The sequence below is a fragment of the Pontibacter sp. GD7 genome, from assembly GCF_058216375.1.
In genome coordinates, this window is sequence record NZ_JBYZMP010000002.1 from 483,440 (window position 1) to 507,389 (window position 23,950).

The 23,950-nt window shown below is 48.1% G+C and carries 19 protein-coding genes; 5 read left to right on the forward strand and 14 right to left on the reverse strand.

The features are described from left to right. Nucleotides 1-13: 13 nt before the first annotated feature. The 12 genes from AC4BAP_RS05110 to dapF form a co-directional block, all read right to left on the reverse strand. Complete coding sequence (locus AC4BAP_RS05110) at nucleotides 14-571, reverse strand: RNA polymerase sigma factor (protein ID WP_490581547.1); 558 nt, start codon at nucleotides 569-571, stop codon at nucleotides 14-16. A 512-nt stretch (nucleotides 572-1,083) separates the two neighbouring features. After that, nucleotides 1,084-2,661 carry an L-piperidine-6-carboxylate dehydrogenase gene (gene amaB / locus AC4BAP_RS05115; protein WP_490581548.1) on the reverse strand — a complete coding sequence of 526 codons (1,578 nt, stop codon included), beginning with the start codon at nucleotides 2,659-2,661 and terminating at the stop codon, nucleotides 1,084-1,086. Nucleotides 2,662-2,765: 104 nt separating this feature from the next. Then, nucleotides 2,766-4,265 (reverse strand): Do family serine endopeptidase, encoded by a 1,500-nt coding sequence (locus AC4BAP_RS05120; protein ID WP_490581549.1) that lies wholly within the window; start codon nucleotides 4,263-4,265, stop codon nucleotides 2,766-2,768. A gap of 189 nt (nucleotides 4,266-4,454) precedes the next feature. Continuing rightward, nucleotides 4,455-4,979, reverse strand: coding sequence for an Hsp20/alpha crystallin family protein (locus tag AC4BAP_RS05125; RefSeq protein WP_490581550.1), 525 nt, complete (start codon nucleotides 4,977-4,979; stop codon nucleotides 4,455-4,457). Nucleotides 4,980-5,130: 151 nt separating this feature from the next. After that, nucleotides 5,131-5,925 carry a DUF2490 domain-containing protein gene (locus AC4BAP_RS05130; protein WP_490581551.1) on the reverse strand — a complete coding sequence of 265 codons (795 nt, stop codon included), beginning with the start codon at nucleotides 5,923-5,925 and terminating at the stop codon, nucleotides 5,131-5,133. A gap of 13 nt (nucleotides 5,926-5,938) precedes the next feature. After that, nucleotides 5,939-6,508: a hypothetical protein gene (locus AC4BAP_RS05135; RefSeq protein ID WP_490581552.1), complete on the reverse strand. Its 570-nt coding sequence runs from the start codon at nucleotides 6,506-6,508 to the stop codon at nucleotides 5,939-5,941. Between the two features lie 4 nt (nucleotides 6,509-6,512). Further along, nucleotides 6,513-7,700 carry a M20 metallopeptidase family protein gene (locus tag AC4BAP_RS05140; protein WP_490581553.1) on the reverse strand — a complete coding sequence of 396 codons (1,188 nt, stop codon included), beginning with the start codon at nucleotides 7,698-7,700 and terminating at the stop codon, nucleotides 6,513-6,515. Nucleotides 7,701-7,984: 284 nt separating this feature from the next. Further along, a complete protein-coding gene (locus AC4BAP_RS05145) occupies nucleotides 7,985-8,497 on the reverse strand; it encodes a sporulation protein (RefSeq protein WP_490581554.1) in 513 nt (170 codons plus the stop codon). Continuing rightward, the gene (deoC, locus tag AC4BAP_RS05150; RefSeq protein WP_490581555.1) at nucleotides 8,478-9,152 is read right to left on the reverse strand and encodes a deoxyribose-phosphate aldolase; all 675 of its coding nucleotides are present in this window, start codon (nucleotides 9,150-9,152) and stop codon (nucleotides 8,478-8,480) included. The genes AC4BAP_RS05145 and deoC overlap by 20 nt, the downstream gene beginning before the upstream one ends. Nucleotides 9,153-9,267: 115 nt before the next feature. After that, nucleotides 9,268-12,639 (reverse strand): preprotein translocase subunit SecA, encoded by a 3,372-nt coding sequence (gene secA, locus AC4BAP_RS05155; protein WP_490581556.1) that lies wholly within the window; start codon nucleotides 12,637-12,639, stop codon nucleotides 9,268-9,270. A gap of 405 nt (nucleotides 12,640-13,044) precedes the next feature. Next, entirely contained in the window at nucleotides 13,045-13,560 is a 516-nt protein-coding gene (locus AC4BAP_RS05160; RefSeq protein WP_490581557.1) for a GNAT family N-acetyltransferase, read from the reverse strand. A 383-nt stretch (nucleotides 13,561-13,943) separates the two neighbouring features. After that, the gene (gene dapF, locus AC4BAP_RS05165) at nucleotides 13,944-14,717 is read right to left on the reverse strand and encodes a diaminopimelate epimerase (protein ID WP_490581558.1); all 774 of its coding nucleotides are present in this window, start codon (nucleotides 14,715-14,717) and stop codon (nucleotides 13,944-13,946) included. A 105-nt stretch (nucleotides 14,718-14,822) separates the two neighbouring features. Here dapF and AC4BAP_RS05170 point away from each other — a divergent pair, with 105 nt between their 5' ends. From AC4BAP_RS05170 to AC4BAP_RS05180, 3 genes are all read left to right on the forward strand, one after another. Further along, nucleotides 14,823-15,716: a class I SAM-dependent methyltransferase gene (locus tag AC4BAP_RS05170; RefSeq protein WP_490581559.1), complete on the forward strand. Its 894-nt coding sequence runs from the start codon at nucleotides 14,823-14,825 to the stop codon at nucleotides 15,714-15,716. Between the two features lie 82 nt (nucleotides 15,717-15,798). Further along, nucleotides 15,799-16,416 carry a hypothetical protein gene (locus AC4BAP_RS05175; protein ID WP_490581560.1) on the forward strand — a complete coding sequence of 206 codons (618 nt, stop codon included), beginning with the start codon at nucleotides 15,799-15,801 and terminating at the stop codon, nucleotides 16,414-16,416. Between the two features lie 199 nt (nucleotides 16,417-16,615). Further along, a complete protein-coding gene (locus tag AC4BAP_RS05180; RefSeq protein ID WP_490581561.1) occupies nucleotides 16,616-17,551 on the forward strand; it encodes a Ppx/GppA phosphatase family protein in 936 nt (311 codons plus the stop codon). 354 nt (nucleotides 17,552-17,905) lie between these two features. Here the strand turns inward: AC4BAP_RS05180 and AC4BAP_RS05185 are convergent, their stop codons facing one another. Then, the gene (locus AC4BAP_RS05185) at nucleotides 17,906-20,275 is read right to left on the reverse strand and encodes a hypothetical protein (protein WP_490581562.1); all 2,370 of its coding nucleotides are present in this window, start codon (nucleotides 20,273-20,275) and stop codon (nucleotides 17,906-17,908) included. A 213-nt stretch (nucleotides 20,276-20,488) separates the two neighbouring features. Here AC4BAP_RS05185 and AC4BAP_RS05190 point away from each other — a divergent pair, with 213 nt between their 5' ends. Together AC4BAP_RS05190 and AC4BAP_RS05195 are read left to right on the forward strand one after the other, a co-directional pair. After that, a complete protein-coding gene (locus tag AC4BAP_RS05190; RefSeq protein WP_490581563.1) occupies nucleotides 20,489-21,559 on the forward strand; it encodes an Ldh family oxidoreductase in 1,071 nt (356 codons plus the stop codon). A 2-nt stretch (nucleotides 21,560-21,561) separates the two neighbouring features. Then, the gene (locus tag AC4BAP_RS05195) at nucleotides 21,562-21,900 is read left to right on the forward strand and encodes a hypothetical protein (RefSeq protein ID WP_490581564.1); all 339 of its coding nucleotides are present in this window, start codon (nucleotides 21,562-21,564) and stop codon (nucleotides 21,898-21,900) included. Nucleotides 21,901-22,001: 101 nt separating this feature from the next. Here the strand turns inward: AC4BAP_RS05195 and hscA are convergent, their stop codons facing one another. Further along, the gene (gene hscA, locus AC4BAP_RS05200; protein WP_490581565.1) at nucleotides 22,002-23,867 is read right to left on the reverse strand and encodes a Fe-S protein assembly chaperone HscA; all 1,866 of its coding nucleotides are present in this window, start codon (nucleotides 23,865-23,867) and stop codon (nucleotides 22,002-22,004) included. Nucleotides 23,868-23,950 lie beyond the last annotated feature (83 nt).

Genomic DNA, 23,950 nt, shown 5'->3' on the forward strand with positions numbered 1-23,950 from the left:
GCATTATGTTTTGTCAGGCCGCAAAGTGCGGTTCCTTCATTATTTCCAAAAGTTTCTTCTTTGCCCTGCTGTACTGCGATTTAGAAGTTGACTCGGTGATCCCGAGTATTTCCCCTATCTCGGCATGGTCAAAACCCTCGAGTAAGTATAAAGTCAGCACTACCCTGTAGCCATCTGGCAGTTTCATGATGGCTTTGCGCACTTTCTCTACTTTCCACTCGCTGTCGTCGTCGTAAACTTCCTCTGGCACCTCCCCTATGGTTCTTTCGTCCATCGGCACCAACTCCGACCTTCTTTTCCGGATGGCGTTGATGGCCGCGTTCACCACAATTTTCTTTAGCCAGCTACCAAAAGACGCTTCGCCTTTATAAGTATGTAGGTTCTTGAAAGCACTGATAAAGGCCTCCTGCAACACGTCCTCAGCTTCGGTATAGTCATTGGTGATGCGCATGCTCACGTTAAACATAGCCTTGGAGTACAGCTTGTACAGCTCATACTGTGCACGGTTGTCGCCTTCCCTGCATTTATCAATAACCTGGCTGTTTACGTCCTGATAGCTGATAGTTTCCAAATTACTCTGGTTTTCGTGTTGCGCTTTTGTTCTAGTGGTTTACCAAATATCCCTCTCTTTAACCAACTTCTGACCTAAAGACAACGTGAGATGCCCCAGGTTGCATGAAGTTGCAAAAATTTTTCTGATAATTTTATTTACTAGTTCTGAGGAAGTTTGGAGGTGATGGGATGGCAATGTCTCTCTCAAAAAAAGGCTAGAGCGTTGGCGGCAGATGGCTGACACACCCTTACCCCTCTCAAGAGGGGAATTTCTACAAAACCGGGTCAAACCACCCCTGCCCCTCCTTGTCCAAGGAGGGGAATTCTGACATTACTTAAGCACGAGACTATAGCAACTATAAATTAGCTGTAATAGAAACTCCCCTCCTTAGACAAGGAGGGGCAGTAGTCGTTAGCCCCATTACTACCAACAAAAAAGCCAGCCCTGAGTAAGAGCTGGCTTTTGAATTTATAGTTGATGCAAGACACTCGCAGGAGCTGCGCGCGCTGCGAGGTCATGATTACATTAACCTAGTCCATGATGTCGAACTTGATGCCTTGTGCCAGTGGCAACTCACGGCTGTAATTGATGGTGTTGGTCTGACGGCGCATGTATACTTTCCAGGCATCCGATCCGGACTCGCGTCCTCCGCCTGTTTCTTTCTCACCACCAAAAGCACCACCGATCTCCGCTCCGGAAGTACCGATGTTCACGTTGGCAATACCGCAGTCTGATCCCCAATGGCTCAGGAAGGCTTCTGTTTCCAGGATGTTTGTAGAGAAAATAGCCGAAGATAATCCCTGGCGTACACCATTTTGTATGTCGATGGCATTTTCTACATCCCCGTTATACTTGATCAAATATAGGATTGGGGCAAAGGTTTCTTCCTGTACCATTTCGTAGTGGTTTTCAGCTTCCACAATGGCTGGCTTCACATAGGTGCCTGTTTCAAAGCCATCACCGTTCAGTACCTCACCGCCAATCAGCAGTTTGCCTCCCTCCTGCTGTACTTTCTCCAGCGCATTGGTAAAGGCAGTAACAGCATCTTTATCGATCAGTGGACCTACCAGCGTGGTGCTATCCAGCGGATGTCCGATTGGCAGGTTCGGGTATACTTTTAGCAGGCGTTCTTTTACCTGCTCGTAGATATTCTCGTGTATGATCAGGCGGCGGGTAGAGGTGCAACGCTGGCCACAGGTACCCACGGCACCAAATACAATAGCACGCAAGGCCATCTCCAGGTCAGCGTTCTCTGTAAGTATAATGGCATTGTTACCACCTAACTCCAGCAACGATTTGCCCAAACGCGCTCCTACAGCCTCGCCTACTTTCTTGCCCATTCTGGTAGAGCCTGTAGCCGATACCAGCGGCACGCGTTTATCGTGGCTCATCAGGCTGCCAACCTCAGCATCGCCTATCACCAGGTTAAAGATACCCTCCGGTAGTTCGTTATCGGCTAATACATCTCTGATAATATGCTGGCAGGCAATGGCGGTAAGCGGTGTTTTCTCGGATGGTTTCCACACGATAACATCGCCGCAAACGGCTGCCAGCATGGCGTTCCAGCTCCAGACAGCCACCGGGAAGTTAAAGGCAGAGATAACACCTACAATACCCAGTGGGTGGTACTGCTCGTACATGCGGTGCTGCGGGCGCTCAGAGTGCATCGTTAAGCCGTGCAGTTGGCGGGAAAGCCCTACAGCAAAGTCGCAGATATCGATCATCTCCTGCACTTCGCCAAGGCCCTCTTGTAAGATCTTGCCCATTTCGTAGCTCACTAGTTTACCTAGCGGCTCTTTATACTCACGTAGTTTGTCACCTATCTGGCGCACAATCTCGCCGCGTTTGGGGGCAGGCATCTTTCGCCATACTTTAAAAGCTTCGCCAGCCGTTTCGATAACACGGTTGTAATCATCGGCGGTGGCCATACTTACCTGTGCTATCAGGTTGCCATCGGCCGGGGAGTGAATGGAACGCGTCTGTTTGTTTTCCTGTCCGCCCCAGGCCAAACCTGTGCTGTAAGCCGGGTTATGCTCTTTAATGCCCAAATGCTTTAGCACATCTACCAACTCTTTATTCAGCGGAAGTTCATCTATGGTCTGTTTCATTAGTTTTATCTTTTATCGGTTTTAAAAGGTACTCTTACAAATCTAAAAAATAAAAAAGCTTCTGCAAGGCTGCAGAAGCTTTCTGTAAGTATAGTTTATCAGGCTTAACCTTTTCCTATCGGGTAGTATGCCTTCAGGCCATCCGGATAAACACCCTCGATGTATACCACACCACTATCGATGTTTTTCAGGTATTTCTCTACATCAGATGGCTGATTAACAGGATACTTATCAATTCTGGTGATGATAAAGCCATCCTTCATACCCGTATCGCGGAACTTGCTGTTGCGTACATCACTGATCTTGGCTCCACCATCAATACCCAGGCGGGTCATTTCCTGCTTGCTTATAGCATCAAAAGTAGCGCCGTCGAATGTAATGGATTTAGCTGTGCTGCGTTTTACAAGTTCTGTGCTGTTGTTCAGATTCTTCAGCGTAACAGTCGTGTTTTTCTCTTTGTTATCGCGCAGATAATCTACTTTTACCTTGTCGCCAGGGCGGTAACGGGCAATCTGCTCCAGTAACTGCGACGATTTTGCAACTTTAACGCCATTCACTGCCGTGATCACGTCACCGGTTTTCAGGCCGGCATCTTTGGCGCCGCTGTTTTCCTCTACACCGGCAATGTATACACCGTTAAGCGTTTTGATATTATTCTCCTTAGCAAACGTAGCGTCAATTTCCTGGATAGAGGCACCAAGCAAGGCACGCTGCACTTCGCCATACTTCATCAGGTCGTCCACTACTTTGCTAACGATAGAAGAAGGCACCGCGAAAGAGTAGCCTGCAAATGAACCTGTTTGAGAAGCGATGGCAGTGTTTATACCTACCAGGTCACCGTTCAGATTTACAAGCGCGCCACCAGAGTTACCCGGGTTCACGGCTGCATCTGTCTGGATAAACGACTCGATGCTAAGGTCCTTGTTCTGGCTTGTACGCAGTATGTTAATGTTACGTCCTTTGGCACTCACGATACCGGCTGTTACCGTAGAGGTAAGGTTCATGGGGTTACCCACGGCCAGTACCCATTCGCCTACTTGCAACTCATCAGAGTTACCGTAGCGCACAGTCGGCAGCTTTTCAGCACCTACTTTAAGCAGGGCAATGTCAGTGGTAGGGTCTGTGCCCACAAGTTTGGCTTCAAACTTACGCTTATCGTCCATTACCACTTCAATTTTAGAGGCATCGGCAATTACGTGGTTGTTTGTGATGATATAACCGTCGGATGAGATGATCACTCCTGAGCCGGAGCCAACCTGTGGTCCGCGTGGTACGCGCTGCCCAAAGCCGTCGCCGAAGAACTCACGCAGGAACGGGTCCATCGGGCTGGAACTGCGGCTTGCCACACTTGGTGTGTACTCCGTCATTACGTGTACTACGGCAGGGGTAGAAACCTGGGCAGCCTTCACAAAGTTAAGGCCCGGAGGTGCCTCAACGTTGCTGCTGAACATGTTACTAGTGTAACGCACCGTAGGGTATTCTTCAGATTGTCCTGATTTTGTAGAAGTGGCGTCGTTTTCCAGCAGCTTATAGCTACCAACGGCAACACCGCCACCCAACATGGCAGAAAGCGTTAAGCCAACAATAAACTGTTTCGTCTTCATGTGATTAGTTTTAGTATTGTATTTGGTATTAATGATCCTGTAATAATATTAGAATTGAGCTATACTTTATGTAGTAACGCTAAACAGTATACGATAGTATCTCATATACAGGTGATACTAAATTCACAGCTATTAAGTAACAAAAAAGAGGCCAAAAATATTCGGCCTCTCCTTCTGTTTTTTTATTGTTTAGGCTTTTTTGGCCTTACCATTGTCGCTTGTTGCTGTGGCTTTTTCCTCAGTGGTCTTTACTTCGGTGCTCTTTTTCTTGCTATCGCTTGCCCCGCTAATGTTTATCTGGCGTCTCATGGTTTTCTGCTCATCCTTCGGAACAGTTACCAGTAGTATGCCATCCTCCAGTTGGGCTGTGATCTTGTCCGGACTAACTTTATCCGGCAGGTAGAAGGTTCTGCTAAACGAACCGTACTGGGTTTCCAGCATGTGGTAACGGCGGCCTTCTTCCTGTTTCTCCAGTTTGCGCTCACCGGTTATGTTCAATCTGCCTTCCTGGAAATCAATGTTGATGTCTTCTTTCCTGACACCTGGCAAGGCTACTTCAATCTCGTAGTTTTTCTCTGTTTCACAGGCATCTACGTGCGGCGTGAATCCAGTGTAATTTTTTGAGTTTACAGATTCGTTAAAGAACCTGTCCAACATAGAGCTGAATGAATTTGGCATACTTTCCTGCATGCCGTTGTATCTGTTAAGTGCCATAGTTGTATATCTTAAGTTTGTTAAATCGTTTTACAACTATGGCTATGTAAAAACTATACCAATCGAATAATCCTTTTATTTAATGAAATAATGTCATTTAAAAATTAGAATTATAGCTAAACAGGTGACTGAATGACAGTTAGCATTTACACTAATACGTAATACTGGCAGTATTTGGGGTGCGGTTAATGTTATACTTTAGCTCCAACCCGAAAACCGGGTAAATGCGGTTGCGCTTGGTGGTGTAGCCATCCTCTACCAGTTTACCCATATCATCATATACAGGAGGCACCAGCACAAAATAGTAGTCGGTTTGCCGCATAAAGTATGGATTGATGCGCAGCTTTTCATTCAGTTCATAATTCAGGTTCAGGCGCAGGCGGGTACGGTCAATGGTTCTTTCCTGGGTGTCGTTGCCTGCTTCTTTGCCAAACTCCGTGATGACCATTGCCTCATAGCTTATACTTGGCGTGATAAACTTACTTTTCAGGGGCAGGCGCTTTCCAATCTCAGCGGCTAACCTGAACCGGCTGAAAGCATCGCGTTCCTCCTGGTCTACATACTCTGCCATAAGCTGCTTGTTAAAGTATAGGCTGCCCAGCTTTCCATTATGGCGTAAGAACCCGGTATAAAACATGATCTTTGGAAAGTCTTCGGCGGCATAGCGTAGCAAGGCACCTCCGCGCCAGTGCTCATTAAACGTGTGCTCATAACCCAGGCTAAACTCCACCCGCTCAAAGTTGCTCAGCAAACCAGATTCTTTCAGGTCGTTGTAATCACCGTCGGTGTTAATGCGGTACTGGTTGCGGAAGAAAAGTATACCCTCGCTGCCAAGGCCATAGTTTACCTGCAGTTCTGGCCAGATAGCCGTAGATGCTGTGATCTTGCTCTGCGCCTGCGATAACATCGGCAACAGGATAATGAAAAGTATAACTAGTTTTCTCATGCAAAGATTGTTGTTAACAGCAGTTAAAGTATAAAACCACCTTATTTTGCTTTTTGGAGTAGGCTAGCCAGCGTCCGTCTTCCTTGCCTAACTGGTAATGGAAGCCAACAGCACTTGTATCAGCTTTTACCTCATCCCAGACTGCCTTGTTGCTGTAGTTAGGGTCTAGCCGATGTTCTGGTTTTATGGCTGGCTTAATAAAGTTTTCAGCTTTAAAAAAGTTCTTTACCCTGTCGCGGATAAACCCTTCCTTTTCCTGAGCCGTTGCGTTGGCCTGCAGGTTGTAATCAAACAGGAAATCAGCCGCAAACTCGTTTTTATAGAGCACTTCCCCTTTGCTGCTGATAATTTCCAGCGTCGCTTTTGAGGTCAGGAGGCTATCCCCGCGCAGTATTATTTTAAAAGTGTCTGGTGCAGCAGTATCTGAGAATACATGGGTGGTCTGGTTCTCAATTAATACGTCACTTGCTTTGCCAGTACCCACAGCCTCAGTTTCATTTACTTCGGTTTCATCTGTGTCCTTCACCGAAGAGTTACAGGCTACAAACGTGCAAAGTATAAACAAAAGTAGGGCTAGTCTCATACCATTAATTATTGAGTTCCTGCAATGCAATATAAGCCATCAGGCCAATACCAGTTTCCAGGGCTGCCTCATCTATATCAAACGTTGGCGTGTGCACACCGGACGTAATGCCGCGTTCCTCGTTGCGGGTGCCCAGGCGGTAAAAACACGCCGGTACTTCCTGCGAGTAGTAGGCAAAATCCTCGGCTCCCATCCAAAGATCCAGGTCTACCACGTTGTCGGTTCCCAAGTAAGCTTCTGCAGCGTTGCGCGCCACACCGGTAAGCTCGGGGTCATTTTTTAAGTATGGATAACCATTCTTTATGTCGATGTCGCAGCTGCCACCCATACTTTCGCAAAGCCCTTCGGCTAGCTTCTTTATCTTTTTGTGCGCTTCTCTGCGCCACTCTTCGTTCATCGTCCGGAAAGTGCCCTCTATCTTCACCTCATTCGGGATTACGTTCGTAGCACCTTTGGCCTCCACTTTTCCAAACGACAACACCGACGGCGTTTTAGGGCTGGCATGGCGGCTCACGATCTGCTGCAACGCCACGATCAGGTGGGCCGAGATCAGCACAGGGTCTATGTTCATTTCTGGTAATGCCGCATGACCTCCTTTGCCTTTTACGGTAATATAGATCTCATCGGCACTGGCCATGTACATCCCCGATTTAAAGCCTACCTTACCGGCTGGCAACATCGGGAACACATGCTGGCCTACGATACCTTCTGGAGCAGGATTCTGCAACACACCCTCTTTTATCATGATGGAGGCACCCCCCGGAAATTTCTCTTCTCCCGGCTGGAAAACTAACTTTACAGTACCCTCGAACTCTTCGCGCAAATCCTGAAGTATGCGCGCAGCACCCAGTAACGAGGCTGTATGCACATCGTGCCCGCAGGCATGCATTACCCCTTCATTCTTCGACTTATACTCTACTTCATTTGCCTCCACAATAGGGAGTGCATCTAGGTCGGCGCGCAGGGCAATGGTTTTCTTTTCAGGGTTCCTGCCCTTGATCAAAGCCACCAAACCCGTATCGGCCATACTTTCAGAGGGAATACCATATTGCTCCAACACCTGCTTTACGTAGGCTGCTGTATTATACTCTTCAAAGCTCAGCTCCGGATTAGCATGTATATGGCGGCGCACCTGCACCGTGTCGGGGGCATAAGTATGTGCCAATTGTTTTATTTTATCTACTGTATTCATGTTGTCTAAAGTATTGGATTGCAATGCTACGTGTCTTCAGTCCCACAATATTTTGGGCACCCTCGCTGGTATAGCCTGGACCTCCGGGCCAGTCGAGTTACAAACTCGACATCATTATAAGACACAAGTTTGAAAACTTGCGCCAGAAAAGAAAATTATAGTTAGTAGACTTCAATTAAAAACAGATTTAAACAGATATCAAACAGAAAAGCGTTACGACCTTTCCGGCTCGCAACGCTTCTAATGTCTTACATCTTATGTCTATTGTCTTTTGTCTAAAAAAATCAATAGCTCTTATCTATATTGATCTGCTCCTGCACGATCTGTGCATTTGGAATCAGGTCGGAGATGCGGTTAAGTACCTGCTGTGCCTCCATGCGGCTAAAAAAATCTCCGATCTTAAGCCTGAAGTTTGGTTGCTGGTAGGTCAGGTAATCTTTTACCTCTGGCACACGCGTTAAGATCGATTTGCGCAGGTTCATTACATCCTGCCGCTGTGAACCATTGTAAGCAAGTATACGGTAGCCCTGCGCATACTTTATGTTCTTGTTCACGCTAGCAACAGTGTCCATCAGCACAGCCACTTTGCTGTTTACGTGGTTGGTTGGCTCAACGCGTGTTACTACTGTTGTTTCTGGGGCGTTATACTTTGGCCGGTACACGCTCAGGTCTTCGGCTACCTTCTCTTTGCCCGGAAACCTGCCGGTGTCTGCGGTTGGAGTGCCCGTAGATGTTTTACACGCTGAGGTCAGCAACAACACCAGCGAAAGTATGATACTAAGAATTCTGTTGTTCATGGTTTACAATTTGAACGCTGGCAGAGCAGCCCAATCTGTCGGCACCAGCTTTTATTAACGCTTCTGCATCTTCATACGTGCGAATGCCTCCGGAAGCTTTTATTTTGATCGATTTTGGAAGCGCACGGCGCATCACCCTAATATCCTCCACAGAGGCACCACGCGAGGCAAAACCCGTGGATGTTTTTACAAAGTCTGCGCCTGCATTTGCACAGATGTTACAGGCTTCAATAATTTCTTCTTCCGTGAGTAGCGCCGTCTCGATGATGACCTTCAGCTCAGCCTCTTTCAGATGACAGAATTTAGCCAGATCACTCAGCTCATTCTCTACTTCCTCATACTTACCCGACTTAAACGCCGAGACGTTCATTACCACATCAATCTCGTTGGCTCCGTCGGCTATGGCCTGGTGGGTTTCCAGGAACTTAACCTTGCTGTGCTGGTAGCCCAACGGGAAACCAACCACAGTAGCCACTTTTACCAGCGAGCCGGGCCCTAAACGCTCTTTTGCAAGCTGCACATAGCACGGGGGCACACACACGGCGGCAAAGCCATAGTTGCGTGCCTCATCGCAAAGCTGCAGCATTTGGTCGGCTGTCGCATCGGGCTTGAGCAAGGTATGGTCTATGCAGGAAGCTATTTCTTCTCCGGTCATGGTTTAAGGATAAAAGACAAAGGACATAAGACGAAAGTCAACTTTCTCCTACATCCTTTGCCATCTAAATTTATACTTGTTGCAGCCACAAATTTATACTTTGCAGCTTTTGGTTTTACTCTTCAATCAGTACACAGCGGTTGTGCAGCAGGTCGTCTTCTACGGTTTTATACTTTACGTCCTTCACTACACGGCCATCCATGTACTGAACGCTTACTCTGTCGTTGCGGCCTGCCACTTTCTGCGAGTGCGCCGGCATGATCTTTTCAGGTTCTGGTGCCGATGCTGAAGTATGGCCAGACTGGTCTTCCAGTGACGAGTGTACTTCCTGCTTCTGTTCTTTTAGCACCGGTGGCTTTGGCATTTGCTGCGGACGCGGCTCCTGCACCTGCTCTGGTGCCTGCACTGGTATAAACGCATGGAACAGGAACTGAATTGTCTGCTCGTTCACTTTACCGATCATGCGCTTGAACAGCTCAAACGACTCGAACTTGTAGATCAACAGTGGGTCTTTCTGCTCGTACACAGCGTTTTGTACACTCTGCTTCAGGTTGTCCATCTCGCGCAGGTGGTCTGTCCAGGCCTGGTCAATGGTGCCCAGCGTAATGATCTTCTCCATCGCACGAATCAGTTCCATGCCATGTGTATCATACGCTTTGGTCAGGTTGGCAACGGCTGCCAGCTGGCGCTTTCCATCTGTAAATGGCACGGCCACGTTCTCGATCATCGGCCCACGGTTGATGTGGATGTCAGAGATGATCGGGTAAGCTTGCTCGGCAATTTTCTTGTTCTTCTGCAGGTAGTGGTTCAGGGCCTCGTTGTAAAGCTTCTCTACCAACTGGTTAGCCTGCGTAGACTTGAACTCATCTTCAGTGATAGATGACTCGATACCGAATACACGCAGTACGTGCAGCTGGAAATTCTCGTAGTCGCTGATGTTCTTGTAGCTTACAATCACATCCTCGCTGATATCATAGATCATGTTCCAGATATCCAGCTCAAGGCGCTCTCCGTAAAGTGCGTTTCTGCGGCGCTTGTATACTACCTCACGCTGTGCGTTCATTACGTCGTCGTACTCCAGCAGGCGCTTACGCATACCAAAGTTGTTCTCCTCCACTTTCTTCTGCGCACGTTCAATAGAGTTCGTGATCATCGAGTGCTGAATTACCTCACCTTCCTCAAGGCCCATGCGGTCCATCAGGCGGGCAATACGGTCAGAACCGAACAAACGCATCAGGTTATCCTCCAAAGATACGAAGAACTGCGAAGAACCTGGGTCACCCTGGCGGCCTGAACGACCACGCAGCTGACGGTCAACGCGGCGAGACTCGTGGCGCTCTGTACCGATAATTGCCAAACCACCTGCAGCTTTTGCATCAGCCGTAAGCTTAATGTCAGTACCACGACCCGCCATGTTGGTGGCGATAGTTACCGTGCCCGGTTTACCAGCTTCGGCTACGATCTCGGCCTCTTTCTGGTGTAATTTCGCGTTAAGTACTTGGTGCTTGATCTTGCGAAGCGTCAGCATACGGCTCAACAACTCCGAGATCTCCACCGAAGTAGTACCTACCAGCACCGGACGGCCAGCCTCTGTAAGGGCTACAATCTCATCGGCAACGGCGTTATACTTCTCACGAACGGTTTTGTATACTTTGTCGTGCTCGTCTTTTCTTTGGATTGGGCGGTTGGTTGGGATTACCACCACGTCCAGTTTGTAAATGTCCCAGAACTCGCCTGCCTCTGTTTCGGCAGTACCCGTCATACCAGAAAGTTTGTGGTACATACGGAAGTAGTTCTGCAGCGTAACCGTAGCGTAAGTCTGTGTGGCATCTTCTACCTTCACGTTCTCTTTCGCCTCAATTGCCTGGTGCAGTCCGTCAGAATAACGACGGCCTTCCATTACACGACCTGTCTGCTCGTCTACGATCTTTACCTTATGGTCTGGGGTTACGATATACTCTGTATCCTTCTCGAACAAAGTATACGCCTTAAGCAACTGGTTTACTGTATGGATACGCTTCGATTTCTCCTGGAAATCAGAGATAAGCTGCTCTTTTGCATGCAACTGATCCTCATGCGAAAGCTCTTTGTTATTCTCAATGTTGGCGATCTCCGTACCGATGTCCGGCATGATGAAGAAGTTCGGATCCTCACCTTGACCTGTGATTAGGTCGATGCCACGCTCGGTAAGCTCGATCTGGTTGTGCTTCTCGTCGATGGTAAAGTATAGCGGCTCATCGGCCTCCGGCATCATGCGTGAGTTATCCTGCAGGTAGTAGTTCTCTATTTTCTGCATGATGGCGCGGTTACCTGTTTCGCTCAGGAACTTGATCAACGGCTTGCTCTTAGGCAGACCACGGTAAGCACGGAACAAGGCAAGACCGCCCTCCTGTGTGTTACCTTCTTTTATCAGGCGCTTGGCCTCGGTTAAGAAGTTTGTCACCACTTTACGCTGTGCCTCCACCAGCATCGAAATGCGTGGCTTCAGTTGGTAAAACTCATGCTCGTCGCCGCGTGGCACCGGACCAGAGATGATCAATGGCGTACGGGCATCGTCAATTAACACCGAGTCCACCTCATCGACCATGGCGTAGTGGTGCTTGCGCTGTACCAGGTCTTGTGGCTCGCGGGCCATGTTGTCGCGCAGGTAGTCGAAGCCGAACTCGTTGTTTGTACCGTAGGTAATATCTGCTTTGTAGGCATTTCTGCGGGCTTCAGAGTTTGGCTGGTGCTTGTCGATGCAGTCGATGGTAAGGCCATGGAACTCGAACAACGGCGCCATCCACTCAGAGTCACGGCGGGCAAGGTAGTCGTTAACGGTTACTACGTGCACGCCACGCTTGGCAAGCGCGTTAAGGTAAGCCGGCAGCGTAGCCACCAATGTTTTACCCTCACCAGTAGCCATCTCAGCAATCTTGCCCTGGTGCAGCACAATACCACCAATCAACTGCACATCGTAGTGCAGCATGTCCCAGGTAATCTCGTTGCCGGCAGCGATCCAGGTCTTTGCCCAGATAGCTTTGTCGCCTTCGATTTGTACGTTTGGCTTGCGAGAAGCCAGTTCACGGTCCATGTCGGTGGCAGTAACTACCAGTTGGCCGTTCTCTTTCCAGCGGCGGGCTGTTTCTTTTACAATGGCAAAACCAACAGGCAGCACTTCCATCAGCACTACTTCCAGGTCTTTGTTGCGCTGCTTCTCCAGCTCATCAATTTCAGAGAAGATGTTTTCCTTCTGTACTATGTTCAGCTCAGGCTCATCTGCGATGCGCTTGTGCAAAGCCGCGATCTGCTCATCGATAGGCTTTAGGCGCTCATCAATGATGCCTTTTATCTCATAAGTCTTCTGGCGAAGCTGGTCATCTGAAATGCTGTTTAGCTTGGCGTACTCCTCATTTACCTTGGATACATAAGGTAGTACCTCCTTTATATCTCTGTCGGACTTGGTTCCGAATAGTTTCGCAACGGTTTTACCGAAAAAATCAAACATCTGTATTTGTTGTTCTTAAATGAAATCCTGCGTTTGCAATATCGTCAAAAATAGGGGTTTTTCCGATATTTCTAATGTCTCTGTACTAAAACAATACCACTTTACTTTGCAAATAGGTTATCTGCCATATTTACCGATAAAGTATAGCGGTATCGCTATTTATACTTTGGCTGCCTAAATAGCTATGCCATAACTTGGTAAGGTAGTGGCATTGTGGCAGGGGGATTTTGGTTGCTGGTTGCTGGTTGTTGGATATTGGAGGAAGTATGATCTGTTGGTTGTTGGTTAATAGTTGTTCGTTAATAGAACTAATCAGGTAGGGCGTCTGGTAGTTTGAGACGCAAAATATTGCGTCTCTACGTCTACACTAAACCACCCCAATAACTAACGACTAACAACCAACAACTAAAAAATCTTTTGAAACTCCACCACATCGTCCCAGCCATCGGGGGTGCGGAGCCAGTCTTTACGGGTGCCTATACTTTGGAAGCCGGCTTTGGCAAACAGGTTTATACTTTGCAGGTTGTTGGCTGTAACCGAGCAGTAGAGTTGGTGCAGTTGCAGAGTGTTGCGGCAGTAGTCGGCCAGTAGTTGCAGGGCATCGGAGGCATGTCCGTTTTTGCGGTGGTCCGGGGCAATGGCGATGCCCACCCCTGCCCTGCGGTGCATCGGGTCGAAGTCATATAGGTCTATAGCGCCAACGGCATCATGGTTCGCGTTGCAGATAACAAGGCGGAGCTGCTTTACAGTATAAATGTCCTGGGTGGCGTTTTCGAGGTACTGCTCCAGCACAAATTTAGAGTATGGCACAAGCGTGTTGCCCACATGCCACACCGACACATCGTTCTCCAAAGTATAAAGAAACTCCAGGTCGGATGGCTCCAGGGCGCGTAGGTAGGTGTTTTCGGTTTTCAGGAACACGTAAATGTAAGTTTATACTTTAGCCAAGCTACAAAAAGAAAAGACTCCTGACAATTTATACTTACCAGGAGTCTTGTTTTATGGTTGAGCTTTTGCTTTTTGAACTGTAGTTGTTGGCAGGATTGGATGTAAATGCCATTTCACTCTAAGTATACTCTGCCGCAAGTTTAGCGTCAGCGCAACTTGTGGCTATACATGAGGCCAGTTTGTAACTGGCATTTCCCATAACTATACTTTCGCCAGTTGCAAACTGGCTATCATACTCAACCACCAGTTACCGCTTCGCTCAAACTGGCGGTATACGACTCGATGGTTCATGATAACATATGCGAATGTTCCCCTTTGAAGAGATGATTTACACCTGCGAAAAAAACATACAAGCTTTACGCGCTAATCACACCAGTAAACACCTGCTTGGCCGGGCCGATCAGGTAGATGTGCTTGAACGTACCCTCTTCCTGCTTAAAGGAAACCTCCAGGTTGCCGCCTAATACTTTGACCTTGATCGGGCTTTGCATGCCCAGGATTCCGGACACCAGTGCAGCAGCTGTTACGCCTGTACCACAAGACAGGGTTTCATCCTCAACACCACGCTCGTAAGTGCGCACAAAAATCTCGTTATCGCTTAGGCGCTGCACAAAATTTACGTTCGTGCCAACTTCTTTAAAACGCTCGTTGTAACGGATGGCACGGCCTTCTTCAAACACATCCAGGCTTTCAACATCGTCCACGAAACGGATGTAATGCGGCGAGCCTGTGTTCAGGTAGTAATCGTTTCCGATCTGCTCCACACCCTGTACGTCGTTCATTTTCAAATGGATCAGGTCGCGCTCTACGCTGGCCTGGTGCTCACCGTCGGCAGCCAGGAAACAGGCCACGTCCTCAATCACGCCTAATTGCTTGGCGAAACGTACGGTACAGCGCGCGCCGTTTCCGCACATGGAGCCTAAGCGCCCGTCGGCGTTAAAGTACACCATCTCGAAGTCGTAGTCGGGGTGGTCCTGCAAGAGAATCAGACCATCAGCACCGATACCGGTACGGCGGTCGCAGAGATGTTTTACAAAAGCCTCGTCGTTTGCCGGGAATGTAAGTTTACGGTTGTCTACCATCACGAAGTCGTTGCCCGTGCCCTGGTATTTAAAAAAGCTGATTGCCATGTACGTGTAACAAATAAACCGCCGGGCGCGTGCACTTTTTAAGGTTAGGCAGATTATAAGTATTTTTGCCCAAGTGGCGCGCAGCCCGAACTAAACGACAAAGATATGTATTCCTTTTTAACAATAGAAAATTGGGCTGACTATGAGTTGGTTGATTCCGGAAATTTTGAAAAGCTGGAGCGTTTTGGCCAGTACTATGTAGCCCGCCCCGAGCCGCAGGCCATCTGGGACAAGCACCTGCCCGAGCAGGAGTGGCAGCGCCTGGCCAACGCCGTGTTTACCCGCGACAAAGGCAGCCAGGAAAAAGGCCAATGGAAGCTAAAAAAAGGAATGCCCGAGCAATGGTTTATCAACTACAAGTATAACGACCTGAAACTGCGCTTTAGACTGGGCTTGTCTTCGTTTAAGCACGTGGGCTTGTTTCCGGAGCAGGACAGCAACTGGAAGTTTATTTACGACAACACCCGCAAGCTAAAAACTCCACAGCCAAAGGTGCTGAACATGTTTGCTTACACCGGTGCCGCTACTCTAGCTGCCAAAGCCGCTGGCGCCGACGTAACCCACCTCGATTCTATAAAACAGGTAAACTTCTGGGCCCGCGACAACATGGAGGCCAGCAACCTGGACAACGTGCGTTGGCTCGTAGAAGACGCCATGAAGTATGCCCGCCGCGAAGTAAAACGTGGCAACAAGTATAACGGCATCATACTGGACCCGCCAAGCTATGGCCGCGGGCCAAATGGCGAAAAATGGCAACTGGAAGACGAACTGAACGAGCTGATCAAACTCTGCCGCGACATGCTGGACGGCACAGACTATTTCCTGGTGATAAACCTCTACTCCATGGGCTTCTCAGCGCTTATACTTGACAACCTGATGCGCGAAACGTTTGGCGAGCAGGTGAAGAATGAGGAATTAGGTGAATTATACTTGCTGGATGGAGGAAAGCGCAAACTGCCTTTGGGGACTTTCTTTAGGTTTACTTCGGTGGGGAAGTAGGGTTTTTACTATTGATTAATATTAAACCCATCTTAATAGTAAAATCGCTAACTTCAATAATCATACACTAAGCTCTTGATCAATGAAGAAAAACGTACTATTCCTATTTCTGATAGGATCGCTTTACTCTTGTACCAACAAGCAAGTAGCAAGTTCAAGTAATCAAATAATTACTTCTCAAAGCCAGCAAAAAGTAGGCGAAGAAAGCCTGATTGATATTGTTAATAGTGAGATTAGTAAGATTGGAATAAACGATAAGGCTATTCTGATTCTTAATGGTATTAAAATTGACAAAGAGGAGTTAGAGTTACTTAATCAATTTAAACTACAGGATTTTACTGATATAACAGCTGTAAACAAAAATGCCGCAACTAAGATTTATGGCCAAGAAGGCATTGATGGGGCAGTAATAATTACTTCATTTACAGATGAATTATTAGGTACCAAGTACTATTCTGATTTGAAAAATAAAACAGTAGTTAACACTATAAGTGAATTAAATAGTCAAGGTTTGATAAACAGAAATCCCATACTTGTGGTTAATGGCGTTCCTTTGCGTGGTGAAGACATCGCTCATACAATCAATTCTCTTTCCCAAAATGATATTGAGAAAATAAACCTACTCAAAAAACAGACTGCTTATAGTATATATGGTATTAGAGCCATAAATGGCGTGCTATTGATTGATACCAAAAAATAAGTTTAAAACCCTAGCTGGCGCAAGTCTTAAACGAAGTGGGACTTGTGACGAGCAATGACAGGAAGTCTTCAGACTTCCGTAAACCGTACATACTTCCTCAAGTCTGAAGACTTGCCGTCATGTACAGGCACAAGTGACGCTTGCGCTTAACACTTGCGCCATACTTTAATCAATCAACAATTAACAACCAACAATTAACATGAACCGCCTCGCACTTATCGACATGGGTACCAACACCTTTCATCTGCTCATCACAGAGGTAGGCGAAGATGGCAAGCTGCATGATTTTGTCAGGACGAAAGTGCCGGTGCGTTTGGGGCAGGGTGGCATCAGCAACGGGGCCATTGCGCCGGAAGCTTATGAGCGTGCGCTTAACACGCTGAAAGATTTCAGGAGGCAGATTGATGCGTATGGCGTGGAAACAGTTCGGGCCATGGCAACCAGTATGGTGCGCAACGCAGCTAACGGCGACGATTTTGTGAAAGACATCTACAAGCAAACCGACATACAGGTAGAAGTAATAGACGGAGCCCGAGAGGCAGAACTGATCTACTATGGCGTACGCTCTGCCGGTGTGCTGGATGAGAAAACAGCTCTGATCATGGACATTGGTGGGGGTAGCGTGGAGTTTATCATCTGCAATGATCAGGAAATCTTCTGGAAGCAGAGTTTCGAGGTAGGAGCCCAGCGCCTGATGGACAAATTCTTTACCGAAGACCCGATTTCCCCGGAGAGTATAGCCGCCGAAAAAACGTACCTCGAAGAGAAGCTGCAACCCTTAACTACTGCCGTAGAAAAGTATAAACCAACTGTACTAGTAGGCTCCTCCGGCACTTTCGATACCATCTGCGACATTGAAGCCCTGAGCAAAGGCGATACCTCTCGCCAGCAAGCGCAACCTGCTGCATCTTACCTGACTATTGGAGCTTACTACACAATACACCACGACCTACTCCGCAAAAACCACGAAGAACGCCTGGCCATACCGGGTATGCTTGAAATGCGCGTGGATATGATTGTGCTGGCAAGTATAGCTGTGGATTTCGTGCTCCAAAAGTATAACCTGCAGGAGATTCGGGTATCGGCTTATGCTTTGAAAGAAGGTGTGTTGCAGCAGGCGCTGGAAAGTATGTAGTTTACTTTCTCCCCTAGGAATATTATTCGTTTTGTATCCTTACTACCCGTTTCCTGCCTCTCTATCTAGCAGCTATTTTTCCTCAGCCTTACTTGCCCATTGTTTCACATCTGGCTTCGGTGCGCTCAAGGCCGCGTGGCCTCGCCTTCGGGCATCGCACGGTGTACCTGAAGCTGCCTCCGCTCTGCTCCGGCTGCCTCACTACGTTCGGCACCGCAACAGCTACAAGGCGCTCACCCCAAAGGCTGGGATGGACACTGCTTGGTTAATGCCTTCTGCAACTGGAGATAAAATAAAAATATGCAGGATAAGAAACTCCCTCCCATGTTTTTAGGGGAGGGCTAGGGTGGGGTTCTACTTACTCAATCGCTTCCGCTCTTTTACATAAGCCTTGCGCAGCTTTTTAAGGCCTTTGTGGTTTTGGGTGTACTGTGCAGATACAACTTTAGCATCCTGGTCAAGGGCTTTCTTACTGTCTTCTAAAGCCAGTTGCTTACCCAATTGCTCCTGCACTTTCTTGGTTTTGCGTTTGGCGTAGCCTCTATCCAGTAAAGAGGTTAACAATTGTATGGCGGCTTCCTCTTCTTGTATACTGGCAAAGTATGCTACTACATGTGCCGTAAAATCTTCGCGCTTGTGCTCACGGGCATAGTTGTAGAGCGAGGTATGGTTTAAGCCAAACTTGCCAACGCCTTTGTCTAAATAGTAAGCTCTGGCCTGCTCGTATACTTGCACGGCATCCGCATAACGCTTGCCGGCTATGTGGCGGTTGGCATCCTCGAGCATGCGCTGGTAGGTGGCTGCGGCCAGTATCTCTGTTCTGCCATCCTTGGCAGTGAAAGTAGCAATGCTGCAATCCGCTTTTTCCTCAGCCACCTTTATAGCAGCTTGAAACGCTTGGTCGGCGGCAATGTATTTTCGCTGGCCGATAAAGTCTCGGGCGTTTTGGTAGTGCTTGTCGTAAGCAGCCTGGGTGTTCGTGCACTCTTGGGTAAAGATTCGCTCGCGCAGCAGGTTATATTTGCTCAATACCTCGGCATCGCTTTGCAAGCCAAAACGCTCCTGCATGGCCGTAGCCGCAGAGGCTGTGGCACGGGCATTACTTAACCTGTTCTGCATGGCCAACTCGTAGCCTTCAGTTAATTTATCCAGTAGCACTGGTTTGGCGGCTTTTTGTGCCAAAGTACCCAGCTCCTGCACCGGCTTGAAAGTATAACGTCCCTCTAGGTCTAAGGCATCCTCAAACTCACGCAAGGCGGCATCGTAATTTTTCTGGCTCAGGTAGCGTTTACCCAAGTCGATATGCTGCAGGTAGTATTGGAACTTCACCTGGCCCATCAATTCGGTTGCCTCCTGCTCACGGTTCAGCGCAAAGTCATAGTCCCGCTGGAAAGCCAAAGCCTCCTCTGCTACACGCTCCGCTTCACGCAGATCGTTGCGGGCCAGCAGGCGTTTGCCATTATCAACCAGACCATGGTAAACGCCCATGGCAGCTCTACCCTCCCCTTCGTTCAGGGCGTTCATACTGCAGCGCAGACCACGGATGGTGCTGCACAGTTCACGGGCCTCCGCAAAAGAAGCCAGGGCATTATGGTAGTCGCCGCGGGTGGTTAGTGCATTGCCATTGGTTATGTAAGTGCCATAGATATCATACATCAGATCCAGGGCAATGGCTTCCGTTTCGCGGTCTACGCGCATACTCGTCAGCACGTCGCGGGTACGGCTACCTGCCTCGCGGATGTAGCCGTTCATAAAATCAAGTCGGGCTAGCTCAACGTGGGCTGGTGCAAAACGCGGGTTCGCCTCTATGGATTTCACAAAGTATACATGTGCCCCGGAACGATTGCCCCGCTGCATCATACTTAAGCCACGGTTAAAGAACTGCTGATCCAGGGTGGCCAGCGTATGGTTGATGGCGCGACGGCGGTCCAGAAGCGTTTCCTGTAGTTGTGCCAGTTTATAATTCAGGCGCTGCGGATCGTGCTTCTCCAGGTTCAGCTTTTCAACCAGCTGGCTCTTTAAGTTAGCATACAGCACTTCCATCTCTTTCAGGTTGCGGTCCTGCAGGTCAATCCGGTCTACGTCATCCGGCCGGATGTGTGCTACCTCCTGTAGTGCTCGCTGTATTTTAGCCTCTGCCGCAAAGTATTCCTTCACAAGGTTCAGACGTTCTTTTACTCTATTCTCAGTCTCAAAAGTATAGTTTACCTCCTTGCCTTCAATCTTGAGTTTATAGTTTTGGTTAGCCGCCGTGTCCGGAATGGTTACCTCCAGCATTTTCTGATTACTACCGTATAGTCCAAGGCGCTGATTAGTGAACTCCTTTACTTTCTCGTTTTTACTGTTCAGCAGCCATACTTTATACTTCAGCTCCTCCGGTTTCAGTACATCACCAAGATCAAAGCCTTTGTTATTGATATCGCCGCTTACCACAACATTCTTTAAATTTACTTGCAACAGAAGCTGATCTCCGGTATCAGTGATACGGGCATGCTGCTCCAGGCGAACTGTAAACTCCGGCTTGCGGTTTGGCCGTCCTCCGCCCTGAGCAGTTACCTGTGCATTTTCCAATAATGTGATGATGTTGTTGAGAGAGGTTTGGCTGCTGTTGCCATACTTCATCAGGTAGGTATCAGAAGTATTTTCCTCGAAAACGATTTTGGTTTGCGCCTGTACCGTAGTTACAGCCAGCAGCAGCGATAAAAGAAGTAGAGCTTGTCTCATAAAGCTATTGTTTTAGAACCTGATATGCCAAAGACAAAATCTGTTCCATAAAATCTTGTTTAGCCACGAAAGTATATAAAAAGTATATATTTAGCTCGTTATCAACTATTAAAACTTAAGATTATCATTTATGAGCCGTGAGTTGAAGTATAAAGTTGAGCCATTGGTTTGATAATTTCTTAATTTGCCGCCTTTTAACAGCGCATATACTTTATGTATTCCTATAGACAACTTTTTGATTTTACACAGCAGGTTTTCCTGAGCATGGGTTGCCCTGAGCAGGACGCAAAACTAGCTACAGAAGTACTTTTAGAGGCCGATTTACGTGGCGTAGACTCGCATGGAGTGGCTCGCTTGAGCGGCTACGTTCGCCTATGGGAGGCAGGTCGCATTAACGTAAAACCCAAAGTACGCATCGTACACGAAACGCCGAGCACAGCAACCGTAGACGGCGATGGTGGCCTTGGGTTAGTGGTGGCCCCCCAGGCCATGCGCATTGCTATCGAAAAGGCAGACAAAGTAGGCACAGGCTGGGTATCAGTTAAGAACTCGAATCACTTTGGCATTGCCGGAATTCACGCCATGGAAGCACTTAGTCATGACATGATCGGTATGGCCATGACAAATGCCTCGCCGCTGGTGGCCCCTACTTTTTCCACTGACAGGATGCTGGGCACTAACCCGATCGCTGTAGCCGTTCCTACTAAAAATCAACCTCCTTTTGTTGCCGACTTCGCCACTGCCTCTGCTGCCAATGGTAAGCTGGAGATACTGCAGCGCAAAGAGAAGAAAGCCCCGGCCGGCTGGATACAAACCCGCGAGGGCCAGCGTTCTACCAATGCTAATGAGTTGAAAGAGGGCGGCGCGTTGTTGCCATTGGGTAGCGACAAAACACACGGCAGCCACAAGGGTTATGCATTGGCTTCTATCGTTGATATTTTCTCTGCTGTACTTTCGGGTGCTAATTATGGTCCTTGGGTGCCTCCGTTTGTAAGCTTTCTGTCTCCACCTGAGGACCCTGTAGGCGAAGGAATCGGTCACTTTTTAGGAGCCATGCGCATCGATGCTTTCCGTCCGGCAGATGATTTTAAGGAGCACATGGATAACTGGATCGAAACATTTAGAAAAGCCAGTGTAGTGAAAGGTGAAAAATGCGTAGTAATACCAGGCGACCCCGAGCGTGAAATGACAGAGAAGCGCCTGAAGAAAGGTATTCCATTGCTGGCTCCAGTTGAGCGTGACCTGGAATCACTTGCCAAGAAATTCAAAATCAAGTCAATATAAGTATGGCATCTGCACCTGCATCCGTCTTTAGAAGCATAGGACTTGGCTCTACAAAGCGAAGTATGCTGATGCTGGTGCTGGTGTGGATATTGAATGTAGCCTGGCTGGGACTCAATTATTTCTGGAGGATTGCCTCTGTAACGGTGCTGCTGGCTATACTTATACTTTTTCTGGCGTATGCCGTGGCTGCCCTGATTGCCTATGTTTACTGGGGCGTGCGCGATGTGCGGGAAAACGAGGCGCCTTATGCTAACTTAATGGTAGGTGTGATTATCGTGGCAACCCTCCTATACTTTAACATAGAGCTGTTACAGATCGTATTTCGTGCTCTCGAGCATTAATGATATCCTTGAAAGTATAAAATCAAAAGCGCCGGTAACATTCTTACCGGCGCTTTTGATTTAAAAGGTATAAATACTTCAGAAGAGAGGTTTACTGAAGTCTATTCTATCTTTTTACCCTGCATAGCCTGCTTAATGGATATCTGCATCACACGCTCTGCAAACGGGCTCGTTTGCTCTTCCAGTCTGTCTACAGCAGCGTAGATAGCATCTTTGTCACCTCTGGCGGCTAACACATCCTGTAACTTCTGCAGGTTCTCTTTTGTAAGGGCAATCTCTTCTTCCGTCAGGTGCTCGCCGTTCTTCTCAATAAAGCGCTCAACCTGGTACAGCATCTGCTCGGCTGTAGAACGTGCCTCTATCTGCATGCGGGCAGCGACGTCTTCCTTAGCATTCATCAGCGAGTCCATCAGCATTTTCTCTACCTGCTCGTCTGTTAAGCCATACTGTGGTTTCACCTCAACTTCCTGACGCACGCCTGAACGGAGTTCGACTGCTTCTACTTTAAGTATACCATCGGCATTAAGTATAAAATTCACATCTACTTTCGGGAAACCGGCAGGCATGGCAGGTATACCTTTCAAATCGAATTCAGCCAGTTTACGGTTTTCTTTCACAAGGTCACGCTCGCCCTGGTAAACCGATATCTTCATGTTCACCTGCCCATCCACAGATGTAGTATACTGGCGGCCTGCTTTGGTTGGGATCTTAGAGTTACGAGGGATGATCGGGTCCATGAGGCCACCCATGGTCTCAATGCCCAGTGTAAGCGGCGTTACGTCCAGCAGCAGTATATCTTTGCGATTACCGGCAAGTATGTCTGCCTGAATGGCTGCACCAAGCGCCACAACCTCATCCGGGTTAAGCGTATTGTTGGCTGGCTTACCGAAGAACTCCGAAACGGCCTCATACACCATCGGTACACGCGTAGAGCCACCTACCATGATCACAGCATCAATTTGCTCCGGCTGTAACTTCGCATCAGCCATCGCCATGCGGCAACTTTCTATTGTTCTGGCTACAATCGGGGCAATCAGTGTTTCGAAAGTATGGCGCTCTATGTGGCAATCAATCTTGCCATCGATGTTACTGGTATATACTTCCTGTGAGCTCAGCGTTTTTTTGGCTTCCTCGGCTTTCAGGCGTAGTTCCTGCTGCAGGTGCTTGTCCTCATTTACCGTGTCCGCTATCAGTTCATTTTCCTGAATCCAGTGGTTAATGATGGCACGGTCAAAATCGTCGCCGCCCAGGTAAGTGTCGCCATTGGTAGAAAGCACCTCAAAGATGCCCTGGTGGATACTAAGTATGGAAATGTCAAAAGTACCGCCTCCCAAATCATAAACGGCAACTGTTTTCTCCTCGGCCGGGTCAATACCGATACCATAGGCAAGCGCAGCAGCTGTTGGCTCGTTCACGATGCGCAGTACTTCCAGTCCTGCCAGTTTACCTGCGTCACGGGTAGCCTGTCGCTGTGAATCGTTAAAGTATGCCGGTACGGTAATTACGGCACGGTTTACAGGAGTTTTAAGAGAATGCTCGGCACGTTCTCTCAGCTCTTTCAATATCTCTGCTGATAACTCAATCGGTGAATAAAATTTATTCTGCACTCGTACCTTCACAAGACCTTCGCTGTTATCGTCGATGATCTTATATCCAAAGTAATCTTTGTGCTCGCCTAAGTCTTTATAAGATTTACCAAGCAGGCGCTTCACTGAATAAATGGTGTTAGCCGGATCGGTAAGCAAGTACTCTTTTGCATCAGTACCAACAATAGTTTCCCCGTTCGGGTTAAAGTGAACTACAGAAGGCACGATGGTACCGCGCCCCTGGTCGTTGATGGCGATAGGCTTTTTATCTTCAGGATGGATGTAGGCCACCAGGCTGTTGGTTGTACCCAAATCTATACCCACAATTACTTCTTCTTGCTGTATGGAACCCGTTGAAAGGTTTATTGCAACTTTTGCCATAGTTTCTGTTTTAATATGAGGCCTCTGTTGAGATCAACAGCTGCTCGTGGCGCAAAGTTACGAATAATTTGGGGAGGGATTAA